This is a genomic window from Nocardioides jejuensis (genome assembly GCF_004337475.1).
GTDB lineage: Bacteria > Actinomycetota > Actinomycetes > Propionibacteriales > Nocardioidaceae > Nocardioides > Nocardioides jejuensis.
Genome location: NZ_SJZJ01000003.1, coordinates 127,723 through 145,075, shown reverse-complemented (window position 1 = coordinate 145,075; position 17,353 = coordinate 127,723). Strand labels below are relative to the sequence as shown.

The 17,353-nt window shown below is 70.4% G+C and carries 19 protein-coding genes; 10 read left to right on the top strand and 9 right to left on the bottom strand.

Annotated features, from left to right (window positions below; genetic code table 11):
- Positions 1-25: 25 nt before the first annotated feature.
- Positions 26-1,246, top strand: coding sequence for a pyridoxal phosphate-dependent aminotransferase (locus EPD65_RS03330; RefSeq protein ID WP_131581732.1), 1,221 nt, complete (start codon positions 26-28; stop codon positions 1,244-1,246).
- Between the two features lie 51 nt (positions 1,247-1,297).
- On the opposite strand, the gene EPD65_RS03325 is transcribed toward EPD65_RS03330, so the two are convergent.
- Entirely contained in the window at positions 1,298-1,981 is a 684-nt protein-coding gene (locus EPD65_RS03325) for a GNAT family N-acetyltransferase (RefSeq protein ID WP_243640425.1), read from the bottom strand.
- A 29-nt stretch (positions 1,982-2,010) separates the two neighbouring features.
- On the opposite strand from EPD65_RS03325, the gene EPD65_RS03320 reads away from it, so the two are divergent.
- From EPD65_RS03320 to EPD65_RS03310, 3 genes are all read left to right on the top strand, one after another.
- Positions 2,011-3,324, top strand: coding sequence for an aminotransferase-like domain-containing protein (locus EPD65_RS03320; RefSeq protein WP_131581731.1), 1,314 nt, complete (start codon positions 2,011-2,013; stop codon positions 3,322-3,324).
- A 22-nt stretch (positions 3,325-3,346) separates the two neighbouring features.
- A complete protein-coding gene (locus EPD65_RS03315) occupies positions 3,347-4,318 on the top strand; it encodes a D-alanine--D-alanine ligase family protein (protein ID WP_243640424.1) in 972 nt (323 codons plus the stop codon).
- 170 nt (positions 4,319-4,488) lie between these two features.
- Complete coding sequence (locus EPD65_RS03310) at positions 4,489-5,265, top strand: lysophospholipid acyltransferase family protein (protein WP_131581730.1); 777 nt, start codon at positions 4,489-4,491, stop codon at positions 5,263-5,265.
- Positions 5,266-5,269: 4 nt separating this feature from the next.
- Here the strand turns inward: EPD65_RS03310 and EPD65_RS03305 are convergent, their stop codons facing one another.
- Positions 5,270-5,890 (bottom strand): trimeric intracellular cation channel family protein, encoded by a 621-nt coding sequence (locus EPD65_RS03305; RefSeq protein ID WP_131581729.1) that lies wholly within the window; start codon positions 5,888-5,890, stop codon positions 5,270-5,272.
- A 159-nt stretch (positions 5,891-6,049) separates the two neighbouring features.
- Here EPD65_RS03305 and EPD65_RS03300 point away from each other — a divergent pair, with 159 nt between their 5' ends.
- Positions 6,050-6,253, top strand: coding sequence for a hypothetical protein (locus EPD65_RS03300; RefSeq protein ID WP_131581728.1), 204 nt, complete (start codon positions 6,050-6,052; stop codon positions 6,251-6,253).
- A gap of 127 nt (positions 6,254-6,380) precedes the next feature.
- Here the strand turns inward: EPD65_RS03300 and EPD65_RS03295 are convergent, their stop codons facing one another.
- The 4 genes from EPD65_RS03295 to EPD65_RS03280 are packed head-to-tail and all read right to left on the bottom strand — an operon-like array spanning position 6,381 to position 10,488.
- Positions 6,381-8,072, bottom strand: coding sequence for a flavin monoamine oxidase family protein (locus EPD65_RS03295; protein ID WP_131581727.1), 1,692 nt, complete (start codon positions 8,070-8,072; stop codon positions 6,381-6,383).
- A complete protein-coding gene (locus EPD65_RS03290; protein ID WP_131581726.1) occupies positions 8,069-8,884 on the bottom strand; it encodes a carbon-nitrogen hydrolase family protein in 816 nt (271 codons plus the stop codon). The genes EPD65_RS03295 and EPD65_RS03290 overlap by 4 nt, the downstream gene beginning before the upstream one ends.
- 13 nt (positions 8,885-8,897) lie before the next feature.
- The gene (speB, locus tag EPD65_RS03285) at positions 8,898-9,863 is read right to left on the bottom strand and encodes an agmatinase (protein WP_131581725.1); all 966 of its coding nucleotides are present in this window, start codon (positions 9,861-9,863) and stop codon (positions 8,898-8,900) included.
- A 43-nt stretch (positions 9,864-9,906) separates the two neighbouring features.
- Positions 9,907-10,488, bottom strand: coding sequence for a helix-turn-helix domain-containing protein (locus EPD65_RS03280; RefSeq protein ID WP_131581724.1), 582 nt, complete (start codon positions 10,486-10,488; stop codon positions 9,907-9,909).
- Positions 10,489-10,707: 219 nt separating this feature from the next.
- On the opposite strand from EPD65_RS03280, the gene EPD65_RS03275 reads away from it, so the two are divergent.
- Genes EPD65_RS03275 through EPD65_RS03255 form a run of 5 tightly spaced genes read left to right on the top strand, consistent with a single transcriptional unit; the run spans position 10,708 to position 15,005 of the window.
- Positions 10,708-11,625 carry an ABC transporter substrate-binding protein gene (locus EPD65_RS03275; protein ID WP_131581723.1) on the top strand — a complete coding sequence of 306 codons (918 nt, stop codon included), beginning with the start codon at positions 10,708-10,710 and terminating at the stop codon, positions 11,623-11,625.
- A complete protein-coding gene (locus tag EPD65_RS03270) occupies positions 11,625-12,524 on the top strand; it encodes an amino acid ABC transporter permease (protein WP_131581722.1) in 900 nt (299 codons plus the stop codon). Before EPD65_RS03275 ends, EPD65_RS03270 begins: the two co-directional genes overlap by 1 nt.
- Positions 12,521-13,285 (top strand): amino acid ABC transporter ATP-binding protein, encoded by a 765-nt coding sequence (locus EPD65_RS03265; RefSeq protein WP_279387549.1) that lies wholly within the window; start codon positions 12,521-12,523, stop codon positions 13,283-13,285. Before EPD65_RS03270 ends, EPD65_RS03265 begins: the two co-directional genes overlap by 4 nt.
- Positions 13,286-13,287: 2 nt before the next feature.
- On the top strand, positions 13,288-14,232 hold the full coding sequence (locus EPD65_RS03260; protein WP_131581721.1) for an NAD(P)-dependent oxidoreductase: 945 nt from the start codon (positions 13,288-13,290) through the stop codon (positions 14,230-14,232).
- Between the two features lie 20 nt (positions 14,233-14,252).
- Positions 14,253-15,005, top strand: a complete 753-nt coding sequence (locus EPD65_RS03255; RefSeq protein WP_131581720.1) for a class II aldolase/adducin family protein — start codon at positions 14,253-14,255, stop codon at positions 15,003-15,005.
- Between the two features lie 145 nt (positions 15,006-15,150).
- Here EPD65_RS03255 and EPD65_RS03250 read toward each other — a convergent pair whose 3' ends face one another.
- The 3 genes from EPD65_RS03250 to EPD65_RS03240 are packed head-to-tail and all read right to left on the bottom strand — an operon-like array spanning position 15,151 to position 17,342.
- Positions 15,151-16,035, bottom strand: a complete 885-nt coding sequence (locus EPD65_RS03250; RefSeq protein ID WP_243640423.1) for an EamA family transporter — start codon at positions 16,033-16,035, stop codon at positions 15,151-15,153.
- The gene (locus tag EPD65_RS03245) at positions 16,028-16,696 is read right to left on the bottom strand and encodes an FMN-binding negative transcriptional regulator (RefSeq protein ID WP_131581719.1); all 669 of its coding nucleotides are present in this window, start codon (positions 16,694-16,696) and stop codon (positions 16,028-16,030) included. Before EPD65_RS03245 ends, EPD65_RS03250 begins: the two co-directional genes overlap by 8 nt.
- Position 16,697: 1 nt before the next feature.
- Positions 16,698-17,342 carry a helix-turn-helix domain-containing protein gene (locus EPD65_RS03240; RefSeq protein ID WP_207891387.1) on the bottom strand — a complete coding sequence of 215 codons (645 nt, stop codon included), beginning with the start codon at positions 17,340-17,342 and terminating at the stop codon, positions 16,698-16,700.
- Positions 17,343-17,353 lie beyond the last annotated feature (11 nt).

Here is a 17,353-nt window from a genome sequence, read left to right as displayed (position 1 = left end):
GCGGGGCACCTGCGACAATGACGACGTGCGCCAGATTCGACAGAGCAAGAAGCTGCAGGGTGTCCGGTACGACGTACGCGGACCGATCCTCGTCGAGGCGCAGCGGCTGGAGGCCGAGGGCCACCGGATCCTCAAGCTCAACATCGGCAACACCGGCCCGTTCGGCTTCGAGCCGCCCGAGCAGATCGTGGCCGACATGGTCCACCACCTGCACAAGGCCGCCGGCTACAGCGACTCCCAGGGCATCTGGTCGGCCCGCACGGCAGTCATGAACTACTACCAGGCGCACGGCCTCCGCGCGGTCGGCGTCGACGACATCTTCATCGGCAACGGCGTCTCCGAGCTGATCTCGATGGTGCTGCAGGCGTTCGTCGACGACGGCAACGAGATCCTCGTGCCGGCCCCGGACTACCCGTTGTGGACCGCCGCGGTCACGCTGTCGGGCGGCACCCCCGTGCACTACCTCTGCGACGAGGAGAACGGGTGGAACCCTGACCTCGCCGACATCGAGGCCAAGATCACCGAGAACACCCACGCGCTGGTGATCATCAACCCCAACAACCCGACCGGCGCCGTCTACTCCGAGGACGTCGTCAAGGGTCTCGTCGACATTGCGCGGCGGCACAACCTCGTCGTGATGGCCGACGAGATCTACGAGAAGATCCTCTTCGACGACGCCGTCCACCACCACGCCGCGACGTACGCCGGGGACGACGTGCTGTGCCTGACCTTCTCGGGCCTGTCGAAGGCGTACCGGGTCTGCGGCTATCGCGCGGGCTGGGTGATGGTGTCCGGGCCGAAGGAGATCGCCACCGATTTCCTCGAAGGCCTGACGCTGATCGCCAACATGCGGATGTGCTCCAACGTGCCGGCGCAGCACGCGATCCAGGCGGCGCTCGGCGGCTACCAGTCGATCGAGGAGCTGATCGTCCCGGGTGGTCGCTTCTACGAGCAGTCGATGCTGGCCGACCGGTTGCTCAACGAGATCCCGGGCGTCTCCAACGTCCGGCCGAAGGGCGCGCTCTACTGCTTCCCGCGCCTGCACCCGGAGATCTACCCGATCGAGGACGACCAGCAGTTCGTCATCGACCTGCTGCGCGCGAAGAAGCTGCTGATCACCCACGGCACCGGCTTCAACTGGCCGAAGACGGACCACTTCCGGCTGGTCACGCTGCCGGACGGAGGCGTGCTCGCTGAGGCGATCGAGCGGATCGCGGACTTCCTCGAGATCCGCCGGCAGGGCTAGGCGTGTCTGACAAACCGCCGCGTAGCAGGCGCAGGGTTTGTCAGACACGCCCTAGTCCCGCACGGCCGGCGGGGCCGGCTTCGGCTGCTTCACCGGGCGTACGGCGCCGAGCAGCGCGCCGATCGCCTGCTCCACCTCGTCCTTCCACGACAGCGTCGAGCGCAGGTCCATCCGCATCCGCGGGTACGCCGGGTGCGCGCGCTGGGTGCGGAACCCCACCGCCGTGAGGAACCCGACCGGCACCACGCACCCGCCACGATCCGGGAATGAAGGCGCCGAAACCCGGGACTCGACGCGCGAAAACCCGGGTCTCGACGCACCGAAGGCTTCGATCGCGACGACGCCCCGGTCGACCAGGTCCTTCGCGGCCGCACGCACGAGCAGCCGGCCCAGCCCGCCACCCCGGTACTCCTCGGCGACCTGCACCGTCAACAGCTGCACCGCATCCGGGGTGACCGGCGCCGTAGGCAGGCCCGCACTCCCGGGAGCGAACGCCGGCGGCGCATAGAACGCGTGCGCGGCGACCCGGCCGTCGTCGAGCAGCACATGGCCGCAGGCGCCCCACTCCAGGAGCACCGACGCGACCCAGTCGCGCTTCTGCTCGGCCGCTTCGTCGGGCGTGAGGCGCTCGCGGCGTACCGGATCGAGCTGCCAGAAGAGGCACTCGCGCGCATGTCCCTCGAACGCCGCGAGGTGGTCGACGGTCAGCCGGACCGGACGACGGGACAAACCCATGGACGCCACCTCCTAAACTTGTCTCCATCATGAGCGACATCTCCCGACGCAGCACGCGGCTCGACCAGTACGTCGACAGGTACGCCGCTCGCACCGAGGGGATGAAGGCCTCCGAGGTCCGCGCACTCTTCTCCGTCGCCAGCCGTCCCGAGGTCGTGAGCCTCGCCGGCGGCATGCCCAACATCAGCGACCTCCCGCTCGACGTGGTCGGCAAGGGCATCGCCGACCTGATCGCCCACGACGGCCCGGTCGCGATGCAGTACGGCTCCGGCCAGGGCACGCCCGAGCTGCGCGAGCAGATCTGCGACGTCATGCGCCTCGAGGGCATCGAGGCACACCCGGACGACATCGTCGTCACGGTCGGCTCGCAGCAGGCGGTCGACCTGGTGACGCGCATCTTCATCGACCCGGGCGACGTCGTGCTCGTCGAGGCTCCCAGCTATCTCGGGGCGCTCGGCGTCTTCCGCGCGTACGAGGCCGACATGGTCCACGTCGAGATGGACGAGCACGGACTGATCCCCGAGGCGCTCGAGCAGGCCATCGCGGCAACCAAGGCGGCCGGCCGGACGATCAAGTTCCTCTACACGATCCCGAACTATCACAACCCCGCCGGCATCTCCCTGAGCGAGGAGCGCCGCCCGGAGATCCTCCGGATCTGCCGCGAGGCCGACATCCTCATCCTCGAGGACAACCCCTACGGCCTGCTCGGCTTCGACGGCCGGATCCACCGCGCGCTCCGCGCCGACGAGGCCGAGGGCGTCATCTACCTCGGCTCGTTCTCCAAGACCTTCGCTCCCGGCTTCCGGGTCGGCTGGGCGCTCGCGCCGCACGCGGTCCGCGAGAAGCTCGTGCTCGCGCAGGAGTCGGCCACGCTGTGCCCCAGCGCGTTCTCCCAGATGGCGATCTCGCGCTACCTGGAGAACCACGACTGGCTCGGCCAGGTCGAGGCGTTCCGCACGATGTACAAGGAGCGCCGCGACGCGATGATCAGCGCGCTCGAGGACTTCATGCCGGCTGCCTGCCGCTGGAACGTCCCGACCGGCGGCTTCTACGTCTGGGTGACCCTCCCGCAGGGCATCGACGCCAAGGCGATGCTGCCGCGCGCCGTCACCGCCCGGGTGGCGTACGTGCCGGGCACCGCGTTCTTCGCCGACGGCTTCGGCTCCTCGTCCATGCGGTTGTCCTTCTGCTACCCGACGCCGGAGCGCATCCGCGAGGGAGTACGCCGACTGGCCGGCGTACTGGAGGCGGAGATGGAGCTGCGCGAGACGTTCGGCGCGACCGGCACCATCCCGGCGATCCGCGCGTCGGACTACGACGCGCCCAGCAACGACCTTTCCTGATCCACCAGACATGGAGACGACCGTGACCGAGAACCCCGTGCCCGCCGCACGCCTGTCAGGTCGGATCGTGGTGCTCGCGGGCGGTCTGTCCCACGAGCGCGACGTCTCGCTCCGTTCCGGACGCCGGGTCGCCGAGGCCCTGCGCTCGGTGGGCCTCGAGGTCGAGGAGCGCGACGTCGACTCCTCGCTGCTGCCCGCCCTGCTGGCCGACAAGCCGGCCTGCGTCGTCCCGATGCTGCACGGCGAGACCGGTGAGGACGGCACGATCCGCGAGGTCCTCGACCTGCTCGGCATCCCCTACGTGGGCGCCGTCGCCGAGGCCTGCCGCGTCGCCTTCGACAAGCCGGTCGCCAAGACCATTGCCGAGCGCGCCGGGCTCCACACGCCGGCGTCCATCGTGCTGCCCGCCGAGTCGTTCCGCGAGCTCGGTGCTGCGGCCGTCATGGACCTCCTGGTCGAGCGGCTGGGGTTGCCGCTGATGGTCAAGCCGGCCAAGAGCGGGTCGGCGCTCGGCTGCACCGTGGTGCGCGCCGCCGACGAGCTGCCGTCGGCCATGGTGAGCGCCTACGCCTACGGCACGGTCGCGCTGCTCGAGCAGTTCATCGACGGCGACGAGGTGGCCGTGCCGGTCGTCGACGACGGCTCCGGGCCGCGGGCCCTGCCGGTCGTGGGCATCAAGCCCGACGGCGGCATCTACGACTTCAGCGCCCGCTACACCGCCGGCAGCACGACGTTCCAGACCCCGGCTGCGCTGTCGGACGAGCTGACCGCCGAGTGCCAGCGCGTCGCCCTCACCGCGCACCAGGCACTCGGCCTGCGCGACCTGTCGCGCTCCGACCTGATCGTCGACGCCGACGGGAAGGTCTGGTTCCTCGAGGTCAACGTCGCCCCGGGCTTCACCGAGACCTCGATCGTGCCGCTCTCGGTGCAGGCGGCCGGGCTCGACATGGGCACGCTGATCGCCGACGTGATCCAGGCCGCCGCACAGCGCTGACCTGCCGGCGTACGTCGGGTAGTGGTTGTTCCTGCCGAACAAGGTTTCACGCCGGATTCACCCCGTGCCGTCAGGAATCTGTCCTCCGGGACCGCCACCATGGCAGTCTGGGGCCCCTCTCCGGCTCCGACGCACGGTCGACCGGTCAGCCACCCGAGGAGCACCCCCGCATGGACATCACCTACCCGATCATCATCGCCGTCGCGAAGTCGTGGTTCCGCGTCGGCCTGAAGGTCGACATGGCGGGTGCAGAGAACGTCCCCGCCACGGGTGGTGCGGTCATCGCGTGCAACCACAACTCCTACCTCGACTTCATCGCCAGCGGCTACCCGGGCGAGCGCAACAAGCGCTACACCCGCTTCATGGCGAAGAAGGAGGTCTTCGACCACAAGGTCGGCGGCCCGCTCATGCGCTCCTTCCACCACCTCGCCGTCGACCGCTCGAACGGCGCCGAGGCCTTCCAGGTCGCCGTCGACGCGCTGAAGAGCGGCGAGGTCGTGGGTGTGTATCCCGAGGCGACGATCTCGCGCAGCTTCGAGATCAAGGAGATCAAGACCGGTGCCGTCCGCATGGCTGCTGCCGCGGGCGTGCCCGTCGTTCCGGTCGTGCACTTCGGCTTCCACCGGGTGCAGACCAAGGGCCACAAGCGCGACCTCAGCCGCGGCACGGCGGTCGTGATCCGCGTGGGCGAGCCGTACTTCCCGACCGGTGAGGACGCCGTGGCGGAGACCGCCGAGCTGCACCGGCGGATGGCTGCCCTGCTCGACGAGTGCATCGCGGCGTACCCGGCCGACCAGAAGCCGGCCGGCGCCTGGTGGCTGCCCGCCCGCCTCGGCGGTTCTGCGCCCACCCTCGAGGAGGCCGAGCGCCTCGACGTCGAGGAGAAGAAGGCGCGCGCCGAGCGCAAGGCCGCCAAGGCTGCCGAGAAGGCTGCGGCCAAGGGCTGACGCCTCAGGGCAGGGGCGGCAACCGCGTAGGAGCCGGTGCCGTCCAGCCACGCCAGATCGTGAGCAGCCGGAAGCCCGTCGTGGCGGTGACACCGATCAGGATCACCGCGACGGTGGGCGCATCGAGGCGCATCGCCGCCACGGTCAACGCCGCGCCGGCGAGCGCCGTGGTGCCGTAGAGCTGCGTTCCCGCGCGGAGGAGCTCCGGGACCTGTCGGGTGAGGACGTCGCGGAGCACGCCGCCCCCGACGCCGGTCATCACGCCCAGCATCGTGGCCGGGACCGGACCCAGTCCGTGCTCGGTCGCCTTGACCGCGCCGGCGACGGTGAAGAGCCCCAGTCCGAACGCGTCGACGATGTTGATCGCCCGCTGGAGCCGGCCGATGGCCGGGTGGAACCAGAAGGTGAGCAGGCCGCCCACCAGCGGAGCGCACAGATAGCGCCAGTCGGAGAGCAGCGGGGACGGCAGTGCCCCGATCAGCACGTCGCGCATCATGCCGCCGCCGATGCCGGACACCGTGCCGAGCACGGCGACGCCCACGATGTCCATGCGCATGCGCACTGCGGTCAGTCCGCCCGCGACACCGAAGACGAAGATCGCGAGCAGGTCGAGCGCCATCATCATGACCGCGAGTGAACCACGTCCGTGCCCGCACGAACGTGCTCCCCCGAATGGACGAGAGAAATGACTAATCGGGGGGTCGCCGCAGAGCCTCGACCGGCCTTCACTGGAAAGTGCATCCCTCGGAGCAGACACAGTGAGCAGACACAGAAAGGCGAGGCCATGAAGACCACCCCCATCGACAGCCGTACGGCGATCCATGTGCGCTCGCTGCTGCTCCAGCTGGCCCGTGACGAGGACGAGATCGCCGCCGACGAGGCCGCGACCACGCCGTACTGGGAGCCGGTCCCGGCGTCCGTCGCGGGCCACCGCGAGGCAGCACTCGCGCTGCGCGCCCAGGCAGACGAGCTGCTGACGGCGATCTGACGCGTCCGGCCCGGGTGAGCGGGTCGGCGCGCAGGTCTTCACCCGGGCGAAGACCTGCACCGCCCGAAGAAACGACAGGCGACGAGACCTTTCACCCAGGTGAAGATCTCGTCGCCTTGTGGTCGTTTCAGTCCTCGAGCACCAGCGGCGCGATCTCGTCGAACACGTCGCCGGGGCCGGGGTTCTCCGGCGCAGTGCTGCCGCCGAGGTGGTGCATGACGCCCCAGACCGCGTTGAGCGCGGTGGTCACCGCACCCTCGGCCCAGCCGGCCGTCCACGACACGTCGTCGCCGGCGAGGAAGAGGCCGCGGCACTCTGCCGGCAGCCGGTCCTGCATGAAGTGCGTGTAGAGCCGCTCCTGGTAGCGGTAGTGACCCGGCAGGTTCGCCTTGAACGCGCCCATGAACGCCTTCTCCGCCTCCCACGAGATCGTCACCGGGGATGCGATGACGTGCGAGCGGATGTCGACGCCGGGGTAGATCGCCCCGAGCGACTTCAGCATCAGGTCCATCCGCGCCTCGGCGTCGAGCGGGAGCAGCTTCAGGGAGTCGTCGGACCACGTGTAGCTGAGGCAGATCAGGCCCGGCTGCCCCTCACCCTGGTCCAGCAGGTACGTGCCGCGGCTCATCCGGTCAGTCAAAGTCATGCTCATCACCTCGCGGCCGGTCGCGGGGTCGAGGTCCTTCCAGAACGGGCGGTCGACGAGCACGAAGACCTTGCTCGAGCCCATGTAGTGCGTGCGCTCGATCGCGGTCCAGTGGTCGATCGGCAGCAGCCCCTCGTCCGTGCGGATCGTGTTGAGCAGCATCCAGGACTGGGCCGTGTAGACGACCAGGTCGAAGGTGTCGATCCGGCCGTCGGCGTCGTGGAGCGTGAACCGGTCCCCCGCCGTACGCCGGATCTCGGTGACGGCGGGCCGCGGCCGACCGTCGTCGTGGAGACCCTGCACCGACGTGCCCTCGGGCCAGTGCGCGGCACCGGAGACCGGTCGCGACCAGAGCCGCTCCGGCAGCTGCTGGGAGCCGCCCACGATGCCGCGATGGTGGTCGTCGGCCGCGGTGAGGACGACACGGAGGATCTCGAGGATGGAGTTCGGGTAGTCGGTGTCCCAGCCGCCGGTGCCGAAGCCGACCTGGCCGAAGATCTCGCGCAGCCGGAAGCTCTTGAAGGCGTCGCTGCGGGCGAGGAAGCCGTAGAAGGTCTCGTCGTCGTAGCGGCGGACCAGCTCGTTCCAGATCTCCTTGAGCCTCGCGGTGTCGCGGGCGCGGATCGCCTCCGTGAGGGCGCCGAGCTCGGCGTGCTCCTCGAGAGCGCGGGTCCAGGCCTCGGCGACCTCGGTGTAGACCTCGGGGAGGTCGGCCAGCGTGCGCGCGAAGTGGGTCTCGCCCTTGAGGTCGACGACGGTGCTGGGGGTGGCCTCGGACAGCGGGTTCGGGAACGCCTCGGTGTGCAGGCCCATCTCGTCGAGGTAGTGGAACAGCGTGGTCGACGACGGGGGAAACCGCATCGAGCCCATCTCGGCGACGATGCCCGGGTGCCCCTCGAAGGGGACCGAGCGCATCCGGCCGCCGATCCGGTCGGCCTCGTAGACCACCGGCCGCAGACCCATCCGGAGCAGCTCGCGAGCGGCGAGCATGCCGGACAGTCCGCCGCCGACGATGGCGACGCGGGTGCCGTGCGCGGCGGTCGGCACGGAGCCGATGCCGGCGGGGTGGGCGACGTAGTCGTCGTACGCGAAGGGGAAGTCCGGGCCGAACATCGTGATCGGCTTGGCGGGCCCGTCAGGGGTGGTGGCGTTGGTGGGGACGGCCGAGGTCATCGGTCGTGCTCCTCTCCGGTGGCTGGGGCGTCACCGGTGCGCGGCTGGATCAGGGATCCGTAGAGCTCCGGCCGGCGATCGCCGAGGTGAGTGTTGTCGGCGCGCGATGCCGCGAGCCGGGCCGTATCGATCTCGGCCAGCAACAGCTCGTCACCGGAGCCTGCACGGGCGAGGTCGGACCCGTCGGGGCCGACCACGCAGCTCTCGCCGCAGTACGTGAGCGGACCCTCGGACCCGCTCCGGTTCGCGTAGGCGAGAAAGACCTGGTTCTCGTAGGCGCGCGCGGGCACGAGCGTGCGCGCGACCACCTCGTAGGGGCGCATGAGCGCGGTGGGGACGGCGACGAGATCCGCGCCAGCCAGCGCGAGTGCACGCACCGACTCGGGGAACTCGACGTCGTAGCAGATCAGGATGCCGAGCCGGACGCCGTCGAGCTCGACGAGAGCATCGAGCGACGACCCCGGCGTGTACGTCGACCAGTCGACGTCGCCGTACAGGTGCGCCTTGCGGTGCTGAGCGAGGACGGTGCCGTCGCGGTGGATCAGGGTCGCGCTGTTGAAGATCTCCTCGCCGTCCCGCTCGGGGTGGCCGTAGAGGATCGCGATGCCCGCCTCGGCGGCGATCTCCGCGATCGCGTCGTGCCAGGCGCCGTCGGCGGGCTGGGCGACCTCGGCGATGCCGGGCACGGCGTACCCGCTGGTGAAGGCTTCGGGCGTGACCAGCAGACGGGCGCCGGCTGCCGACGCTTCGAGCGCGCGCACCCGGAGCCGGCCGAGGTCGGCCGAGCCGGTCTGCCAGACGGCGATCTTCATGGGGCGGCCTTCCTCAACGACCCTGGAGCGCCATCAGGGAGACCAGCTCGTAGGCCACGTGCGACGCCGCGACCGCGGTGATGTCCGCGTGGTCGTACGCCGGGGCCACCTCGACGACGTCGGCGCCGACGATGTTGGTGCCGGCCAGGCCACGGAGGATGCCGAGCAGCTCGCGGCTGGTCAGGCCGCCCGCCTCCGGCGTACCGGTGCCGGGGGCGTGGGCCGGGTCGAGGCAGTCGATGTCGATGGAGATGTAGAGCGGGCGGTCACCGATGCGCTCGCGGAGCGCCTGCACGACAGCGGGGACGCCCTGGTTCATGACGTCCATCGCGGAGGTGATGCCGAAGCCCATGCGGGCGTCGTCGGTCAGGTCCTCCTTGGAGTAGAGCGGCCCGCGGATACCCGCGTGCGTGAGCGCCTCGGTGTCGAGGAGGTCCTCCTCGAACGCCCGGCGGAACGGCGTGCCGTGGGTGTAGTCCGCGCCGAAGTAGGTGTCCCAGGTGTCGAGGTGGGCGTCGAAGTGCAGCAGCGCCACAGGACCGTGACGACGCTTCATCTCACGCAGCAGCGGCAGCGCGATGGTGTGGTCGCCACCGATCGTGACGATCTTCGAGCCGGCGTCGAGGAGGTTCGAGGCACCTTCCTGCACGGCGTCGAGGGCCTCGGGGATGTTGTACGGGTTGCAGGCGATGTCACCCGCGTCGGCCACCTGGACGGCGGCGAACGGGGAGACGTCGAGCCCCGGGTGGTACGGCCGCAGCAGCCGGCTCGCCTCGCGGATCTGGGCCGGCGCGAAGCGCGCACCCGGGCGGTAGGAGACACCGCTGTCGAACGGCACACCCATCACGGCGATGTCGGCACGACCGACGTCCTCGAGGCGGGGCAGCCGCGCGAAGGTCGCGATGCCGGCGAAGCGGGGCGTCTTCGAGGAGTCGACGGGACCGACCGGGGTGGTGGTCGGGGTGGACGTCTCTGACATGTCGGGGTCTCCGATCTGGGTGGGGTGGAACGGGGTCGCCGGCTCAGTCGCGCGACGGCAGGGCCGGCGAGAAGACCCAGAGGACCTGGGTCGTGCCGGACTCGAGGGCACTGCGGAACGTGTGCTGTGCGTGCGGCGCGAAGGTGAGCGTGTCGCCCTGCTCGAGGACGATCTCCTCGTCCTTGAGGGTCACGGCCAGGCGACCGGACACGACGAAGACGAACTCGACGTCGGCCGGCAGGCTGTACGGCTCGTCGCCACTGCCGCCACCGGGCTCGATCTCGCTGAGGATCGCCTGCAGCCGCTGCTCACCGCGGGGGGTGAGCAGGAACTCGGTCATCCCGACGCCGCCGAAGTTGATCACCGGGTACGCCGCGCGGCGTACGACGTCACCGGAGGGCGCATCGAAGAGCTCGCCGACGGAGATCTGCAGCGACTCGCAGATCCGCATGAGCGTCGCGACCGAGGCCGTGGCCTGGTCGCGCTCGATCTTGGAGAGGAAGCCCTTGGTGATGCCGGCGGCCTCGGCGACGTCGGCGAGGGTCATGCGTCGGGCCATGCGCACCGCCTTGAGCTGGGCGCCGAGCTGGGCGCTCTCGGGCTGCCGGGCCTCCGTTGCCGTCATGCCTCGCTCCTCCTCATGGATCCGGTGCCTGACGTGACGGGGGCCACGTCGGTTAACAGCATGAAACACCATCACCCCGTCATGAAACAAGGGTTGACAGTTGAGAAACCATCGATGCATGCTCGGGTGACCCAGGACACATGCACTCCGTCCGGTCCCCGCTCTCTGCCCCGTTTCGCCCCTCACGCTTCGTCCCCCGACACCCCGAGGTGAACCCGCATGAACCCGCTCCTCCGCCGCCGTCCCGTCGCCCTGCTGACCGCCGCCGCGGCCACCTGCGCGCTCGCCACCGCCTGTGGCAGCAGCGACTCCGGCACGCCGAAGTCCGACTCCACGATCGCCACCCAGAAGCAGGACGCTGCTCTCAACGCGAAGCTGCCTGCCGACATCCGCAAGGCCGGTGTCATCAAGGTCGGCACCGAGGCGCAGTACCCGCCGTTCGAGTCGCTGGCCGACGACAACAAGACGATCGTCGGTCTCGACCCCGACCTCGCTGCCGCGGTTGGCCAGGTCCTCGGCGTGAAGCTCGAGTACACCAACATCGCCTTCGACGGCCTGCTGCCGGCGCTCGACTCGGGTCGCTTCGACATGATCCAGGCGGCCGTGACCGACACCAAGGTGCGCGAGAAGCAGTACGACTTCGTCGACTACTTCATGACCGGCCAGGCGATCGTCGTGAAGAAGGGCAACCCCGACAAGATCGCCGGCGTCTCCGACCTCTGCGGTCGCCCAGTCGCGGTCCTCAAGGGCTCGACGCAGCTGAAGATGCTCGAGGGCTTCAACGACAAGGAGTGCGCCTCAGATGCCATCAAGGTGACCGCGCTCCCCACGGACAAGGACGCCCTGCTCCAGCTGCAGACCGGCCGCGCCGACGCGACGTTCACCCAGGACGCGGTGGGCGCCTACAACGTCAAGAACATCGGCGGCGGCAACCAGTTCGAGATCGCCAACTCCGAGGCGCTGCTCCCGACCCCCGTCGGCATCGCGTTCACCAAGGCGGACACGCAGCTCCGTGACGCGATCAGCGCCGCGATCACCGAGGTCATCAAGAGCGGTGCGTACGACGAGATCCTCGCGAAGTACTCGCTGAGCGGCGGCGCCGTCGAGGCGCCGTCCGTCAACGGCGCGGTCGACTGATGTCCGTCGCTGCACCCGAGGCGATCAAGGCGGTCCCGATCCGCCACTACGGCCAGTGGGCCACCGCTGCTGTCGTCATCGTCGCCGTCGGGGCCCTGGTCTGGTCGGTCGGCACCAACGACGCGATCCAGTGGAACGTCGTGGGCGACTACCTGTTCCGCCCGGAGATCTTCCACGGCATCGGCATCACGCTCGCCCTCACGGCGTTCTCGATGGTGGCCGGCATCATCGGCGGCATCCTGCTCGCGGTCATGCGGCTCTCGGGCAACCCGGTGCTGCGCACCGTCAGCACCGGCTACCTGTGGATCTTCCGCGGCACCCCCGTACTGGTGCAGCTGGTCATCTGGTTCAACCTGGGCCTCGTCTTCCCGGCGATCGGCATCGGGTCGCTCAGCACGAGCACCAATGACCTGATCAGCCCCTTCGGCGCAGCACTGTTGGCGCTGGCGCTCAACGAGGCGGCGTACATGACCGAGATCGTGCGCGGCGGCATCCTCTCGGTCGACCCCGGTCAGACCGAGGCGGCTCACGCGCTGGGCTACAGCGGCGCGAAGACGATGCGGCTGATCGTGCTCCCGCAGGCGATGCGGGTCATCGTCCCGCCGACCGGCAACGAGGTGATCACGATGCTGAAGACCACCTCGCTGGTCTACGCGATCGGCGCCCAGGACCTCTTCACCGAGGCCTACAACTTCGGCAGCAAGAACTTCACGCTCTTCGAGATGTACCTCGTCGCCTGCTTCTGGTACCTCGCCATGACCACGATCCTGACCACCCTGCAGTCGCGCCTCGAGAAGAAGTACGCCAAGGGCAGTCACGCCGTTCCGGCAGGTCCCGGCTTCGGCCGGGTCATCGGCAAGGTCCGCATGCTCCGTTCCCCCGAAGGAGGCGCGCGATGAGCGACGTCATGGTGAAGGCAGCGAACGTCCACAAGTCGTTCGGCCACGTCGAGGTGCTCAAGGGCATCGACCTCGAGGTGAAGAACGGCGAGGTCTTCTGCCTGCTGGGGCCCTCGGGCTCGGGCAAGTCGACGTTCCTGCGCTGCATCAACCACCTCGAGCGGGTCACCGCCGGCCGGCTCTCGGTCGAGGGCGAGCTGATCGGCTACCGCGAGGTCGGCGACAAGCTGCACGAGATGAAGCCGAAGGAGATCGCCGCCCAGCGCCGCGACATCGGCATGGTCTTCCAGCGGTTCAACCTCTTCCCGCACCTGACCGCCCTCGAGAACGTCATGCAGGCACCGATGAAGATCCGGGGTGTCTCCAAGGCGGAGGCGCGCACCCAGGCGCTCGCCCTGCTCGACCGGGTCGGCCTCAGCTCCCGCGTCGACAACTACCCGGGGCAGCTCTCCGGCGGCCAGCAGCAGCGCGTCGCGATCGCCCGCGCGCTCGCGATGAAGCCGAAGCTGATGCTCTTCGACGAGCCGACGTCCGCGCTCGACCCCGAGCTGGTCGGCGAGGTCCTCGACGTCATGAAGGACCTGGCGCGCGAGGGCATGACGATGATCGTGGTCACCCACGAGATCGGCTTCGCCCGCGAGGTCGCCGACACGGTCGTCTTCATGGACGGCGGCGTGGTGGTCGAGGCCGGTTCGCCGTCGCAGGTGATCGACAACCCGCAGCACGACCGGACCAAGTCCTTCCTCTCCAAGGTGCTCTGAGCATGGACGAGCGGCCGGTCGCCCTCTACGCAGCGCTCGACGACGACCTGCGCCCGGGCATCGCCGCGCTCGAGGAAGCCGGCTTCCGCGTGGTGGTCGCCGGGTCCGACGATCCGTCGGACCTGGCGGCTGCCGCGCCTGACGCCGTGGCACTGCTCGTCGGCTACGGCCGTGTCGACGACGCGGTGCTCGCAGCCCTCCCCCGGCTGCGGGTCGTCTCGCTGATGTCCCAGGGCCACGACAACGTCGACGTGGAGGCGTGCACCCGCGCCGGCGTCCAGGTCGCGCACCTCCCCCCGGTCGCCACCGAGGAGGTCGCCGTCCACGCCTGGGCACTGACCCTGGCGCTGGTCCGGCAGCTCCCGTTCTACGGCCAGGCGACGACGGCGACCTGGCTCGACCGGCCGGCGTTCCTGCCGCGCCGGCTCTCGGACCTGTCCATCGGGATCGTGGGCACCGGCCGGATCGCCGAGCGGTACGCCGCCCTCGCGCACGGCCACGTCGGGGCACTGCAGAGCTGGTCCCGCAGCGGGCGCTCGCTGCCCGGCGCGACCTCCGTCTCCGACCTGCACGCGCTGGCGGCGAGCTCCGACGTCATCTCGCTCCACCTTCCGCTCTCCGACGAGACGCACTACCTCGTCGACGACGCCTTCCTCGCCGCGATGCGGCCCGGGTCCTGGCTGGTCAACGTCGGCCGGGGCGGGCTCATCGACTCCGCCGCGCTCGCCCGCGCTCTCGACCGGGGCCGCCTCGCCGGTGCTGCCCTGGACGTGCTCGACGAGGAGCCGCCGCCACCCCGCCACCCGCTCACCGAACGGTCCGACGTACTGATCACTCCGCACGTCGGCTGGTTCTCCGCCGAGTCCGAGCGCGGCTACGCCGTCGAGCAGGCGGCCAACGTGGTCGCCTGGCTCCGCACCGGCGCCGTCACCCACCCCGTTTCCTGATCCCTCCCGAGGAGCACTCCATGGACGCCACCGAGTACGACCTGCGCTGTCAGCTCGCAGCGGTCTACCGCCTCGTCGCGCACTACCGGATGACCGACCTGATCTTCACGCACATCTCGCTGCGGCTGCCGGGTCCGGACCACCACTTCCTGATCAACCCGTACGGCCTGCTCTTCGAGGAGATCACCGCCTCCAACCTGGTGAAGATCGACCTCTCCGGCGAGAAGGTCGAGGAGTCGCCGTACCCGGTCAACCCGGCCGGCTTCGTCATCCACTCGGCAATCCACGCCGCGCGCGAGGACGCCCAGTGCATCCTCCACACGCACACCCGTGCCGGGTGCGCGGTCGCCGGGCAGAAGCACGGCCTGCTGCCGATCAGCCAGATCAGCATGGAGTTCTTCGGCCGCACGGCGTACCACGACTACGAGGGCGTCGCCCTCTCGCTCGACGAGCAGGAGCGGCTCGTCGCCGACATGGGCGACAACGACGTGATGATCCTGCGCAACCACGGCCTCCTCACCGTCGGGCGTACGCCGGGCGAGGCGCTGCTGCGGATGATCAACCTCGACAAGGCCTGCCAGATCCAGGTCGACGCCCTCGCGGGCGGCGCCGAGCTGGCGCTGCCCTCGGACGAGCTCGCCACCCGCACCGCGGCCCAGCTCGTCGGCCAGGACACCGAGGGTGACGACTTCGTCGACACGATGGCGCTCGACCTCGCCTGGGAGGCGCTCTACCGGCAGGCCGAGCGGATCGGCCCGGACTTCCGCAACTGATCGGACCCTCGCTCCGGCGCCACGACGTCGCACGTGCGAGGTGGTGCCGGGCCTGACCGCCCTCACCGCCGTCACGACATCGCACGTGCGCGATGGTGCCCGGCGCAGAGCGCCCGGCCCCGGGTGGCGACACCTCCCGGCGCGGTCAGACCGGCTGGACCTCGGCGAGCGCTGTCTCGGACGGGGCCCGCCGGCCGCCGCGCTGTGCGGCCGCACCCGCGAACACCACGACGGTGATGCCCACCAGCTGGCCCACCGACGGCGTCTGGTCGAGCAGGACCGCACCCCAGACGAGACCGATCGCGGGCTCGAGCGCCATCAGGGTGCCGAACGCCGTGTGCGTCATCCGGCGCAGGGCCAGCAGCTCGAGCACGAACGGCAGCACCGGCATCAGCAGCGCGAGGACCGCCGCCTCGGCGAGCAGGGCCGGCGTGAGGTGCGAGGCTGCCTGTGGAACGCCGACCACGGCGACCGTCAGGGCCGCGATCGGGACGGTCATTGACAAGGACCCGATGCCGCTGAACCGGTCGCCGATGCGCTGCGTGAGCAGGATGTAGCCGCCCCACCCGGCACCGGCGAGCGCCGCGAACGCGAGGCCGGCCACCTCGACGTTCCCCCGCCAGGGCTCGGTCATCAGCACGACTCCGACCAGCGCCAGCGCCGGCCAGACAAGCGCGCGACGATGCGGGCTGCGGGCCGCAGCGACCGTGAGCGGTCCGAGGAACTCCACCGCGACCGCCATGCCGAGCGGGATCCGGTCCAGCGCCTCCATGAACGCCACGGTCATCACGCCGGTGGCGATGCCGAGCGCGATCACGACGGGTACGTCGACCCGGCGCAGCGCACGCAGGGGCGGGCGCTGCACGAGCACGAAGACCAGCGCGCCGATGGTGAGGCGGAGCCACGCGGTGCCGGGCGCGCCGATGTCGCCGATCATCGGGACGGCCAGCGCGGACGCGAGCTGCACCGAGAACATCGCGGCGACCGCGAGCGTCCACGGCGGGACGAGGTCGGCGCGTGACTCAGCCACGACTGCCCCGCCGCGTCTCCCAGTCGCCGGCCTCGGAGAGGCGGCGGCGCTGCTGGCGGGCGGCAGCGCGGTCGAGTCCGGTGCCGCGCTGCTCCAGCCGCCCCGCGACGTCCTCGCGGAAGGACGCCGGCTTGTGGTCGTCGTACTTGAACTTCGCCTCGACACGGACCGGGGTCAGCCGGAGGCCGCGGATCCCCGGCAGCATCCGCGCATACGGCGCCTGCTCGGTGTCGACCGCGGCGTGCCGGCCCTCCGGCTGGAGGTCCTGCAGCTGCGCGACGAGGATCTCGGCCTTCGCGTCCGGGTCGTCGACGACCGTCGGCGTGCAGACGAACTGCACCGAGGCGTAGTAGCTCGTCGCGACGCCCTCGTCCTCCGGAGTGCCTTCCGCGGCGCGCCAGTACGACGGCACGAAGGCATAGTCGCCGATGACCGTGAGCCGGACCTCGGTGCTCGCCGCGAGGTGGCTCCAGACAGGATTGGGCCGCGCGAGGTGGAGGACGAGATCCTCACCCATGACGGTGAAGTGCGTGGGCACGGTGATCGGTGCCTGGCCGGGGTCGGTGTTGTTGACGGCGAGCAGGCCGAAGCGCTCGCGACCGGCCAGCCAGGCCTGCCACTCGGCAGCGCCGAGCGAGGCGTCCCAGGGGTGGATCAGCACGTCAGTCCTCCTCTCCGGTGGCTGCGTGGGTGGTCGGGTCGGCGTGGGTCGCCGGCTCGGCCGGGCGGGTCACGCCGACACCCGGCTCGAAGACCGCGAGCGAGAACCGCGCCGGGCCGCCGGCGTCGTGCGCGTAGGAGTGGGACAGGTCGCCGGCGAAGGTGAGCGCATCTCCCGCGCCCAGGCTGACGACCTCCTCGCCGACGGTGACGACGATGCGGCCGGTGTGGACCTGGAGCAGCTCCCGGGTGCCGGCCGTGTGGGCATCGCTCTCGTGGCGCTCGCCCGGCTGCAGCTCCCAGTCCCACAGCTCCACCACGTCGGGCGGCTGCGTCCCGGCGACGAGCACACCGCGACCCCCGTGGGCACCGCTCCACAGCGCAGCCCCCTCGCCCGCGCGGACCACCTTGACCGGACGCTGCTGAGGCGGCTCGACGAGCGCGGGCAGGCCGACACCCAGCGCGTCACTGAGGCGCAGGAGCGTGCCGACGCTCGGGTTGACCGCGCCCTGCTCGACGTTGATGACCATCCGCCGGCTCAGGCCGGCGGCTTCCGCGAGCTGATCGAGGGTCCAGCGCCGCTCGGTGCGCTCGTGGCGTACGCGCGCGCCGATCGCCTGGGCGAGTGCCGTGGTGCCGTCATCCATGCAGTGCACGA

Excerpts from the sequence above, each read along its gene's own strand:
- speB (WP_131581725.1), bottom strand. The coding sequence starts at position 9,863 with ATGTCAGAGACGTCCACCCCGACCACCACCCCGGTCGGTCCCGTCGAC.
- EPD65_RS03270 (WP_131581722.1), top strand. The coding sequence starts at position 11,625 with ATGTCCGTCGCTGCACCCGAGGCGATCAAGGCGGTCCCGATCCGCCAC.
- EPD65_RS03275 (WP_131581723.1), top strand. The coding sequence starts at position 10,708 with ATGAACCCGCTCCTCCGCCGCCGTCCCGTCGCCCTGCTGACCGCCGCC.
- EPD65_RS03290 (WP_131581726.1), bottom strand. The coding sequence starts at position 8,884 with ATGAAGATCGCCGTCTGGCAGACCGGCTCGGCCGACCTCGGCCGGCTC.
- EPD65_RS03305 (WP_131581729.1), bottom strand. The coding sequence starts at position 5,890 with ATGATGATGGCGCTCGACCTGCTCGCGATCTTCGTCTTCGGTGTCGCG.
- EPD65_RS03300 (WP_131581728.1), top strand. The coding sequence starts at position 6,050 with ATGAAGACCACCCCCATCGACAGCCGTACGGCGATCCATGTGCGCTCG.
- EPD65_RS03255 (WP_131581720.1), top strand. The coding sequence starts at position 14,253 with ATGGACGCCACCGAGTACGACCTGCGCTGTCAGCTCGCAGCGGTCTAC.
- EPD65_RS03260 (WP_131581721.1), top strand. The coding sequence starts at position 13,288 with ATGGACGAGCGGCCGGTCGCCCTCTACGCAGCGCTCGACGACGACCTG.
- EPD65_RS03265 (WP_279387549.1), top strand. The coding sequence starts at position 12,521 with ATGAGCGACGTCATGGTGAAGGCAGCGAACGTCCACAAGTCGTTCGGC.
- EPD65_RS03310 (WP_131581730.1), top strand. The coding sequence starts at position 4,489 with ATGGACATCACCTACCCGATCATCATCGCCGTCGCGAAGTCGTGGTTC.
- EPD65_RS03295 (WP_131581727.1), bottom strand. The coding sequence starts at position 8,072 with ATGACCTCGGCCGTCCCCACCAACGCCACCACCCCTGACGGGCCCGCC.
- EPD65_RS03240 (WP_207891387.1), bottom strand. The coding sequence starts at position 17,342 with ATGGATGACGGCACCACGGCACTCGCCCAGGCGATCGGCGCGCGCGTA.
- EPD65_RS03320 (WP_131581731.1), top strand. The coding sequence starts at position 2,011 with ATGAGCGACATCTCCCGACGCAGCACGCGGCTCGACCAGTACGTCGAC.
- EPD65_RS03280 (WP_131581724.1), bottom strand. The coding sequence starts at position 10,488 with ATGACGGCAACGGAGGCCCGGCAGCCCGAGAGCGCCCAGCTCGGCGCC.
- EPD65_RS03325 (WP_243640425.1), bottom strand. The coding sequence starts at position 1,981 with ATGGGTTTGTCCCGTCGTCCGGTCCGGCTGACCGTCGACCACCTCGCG.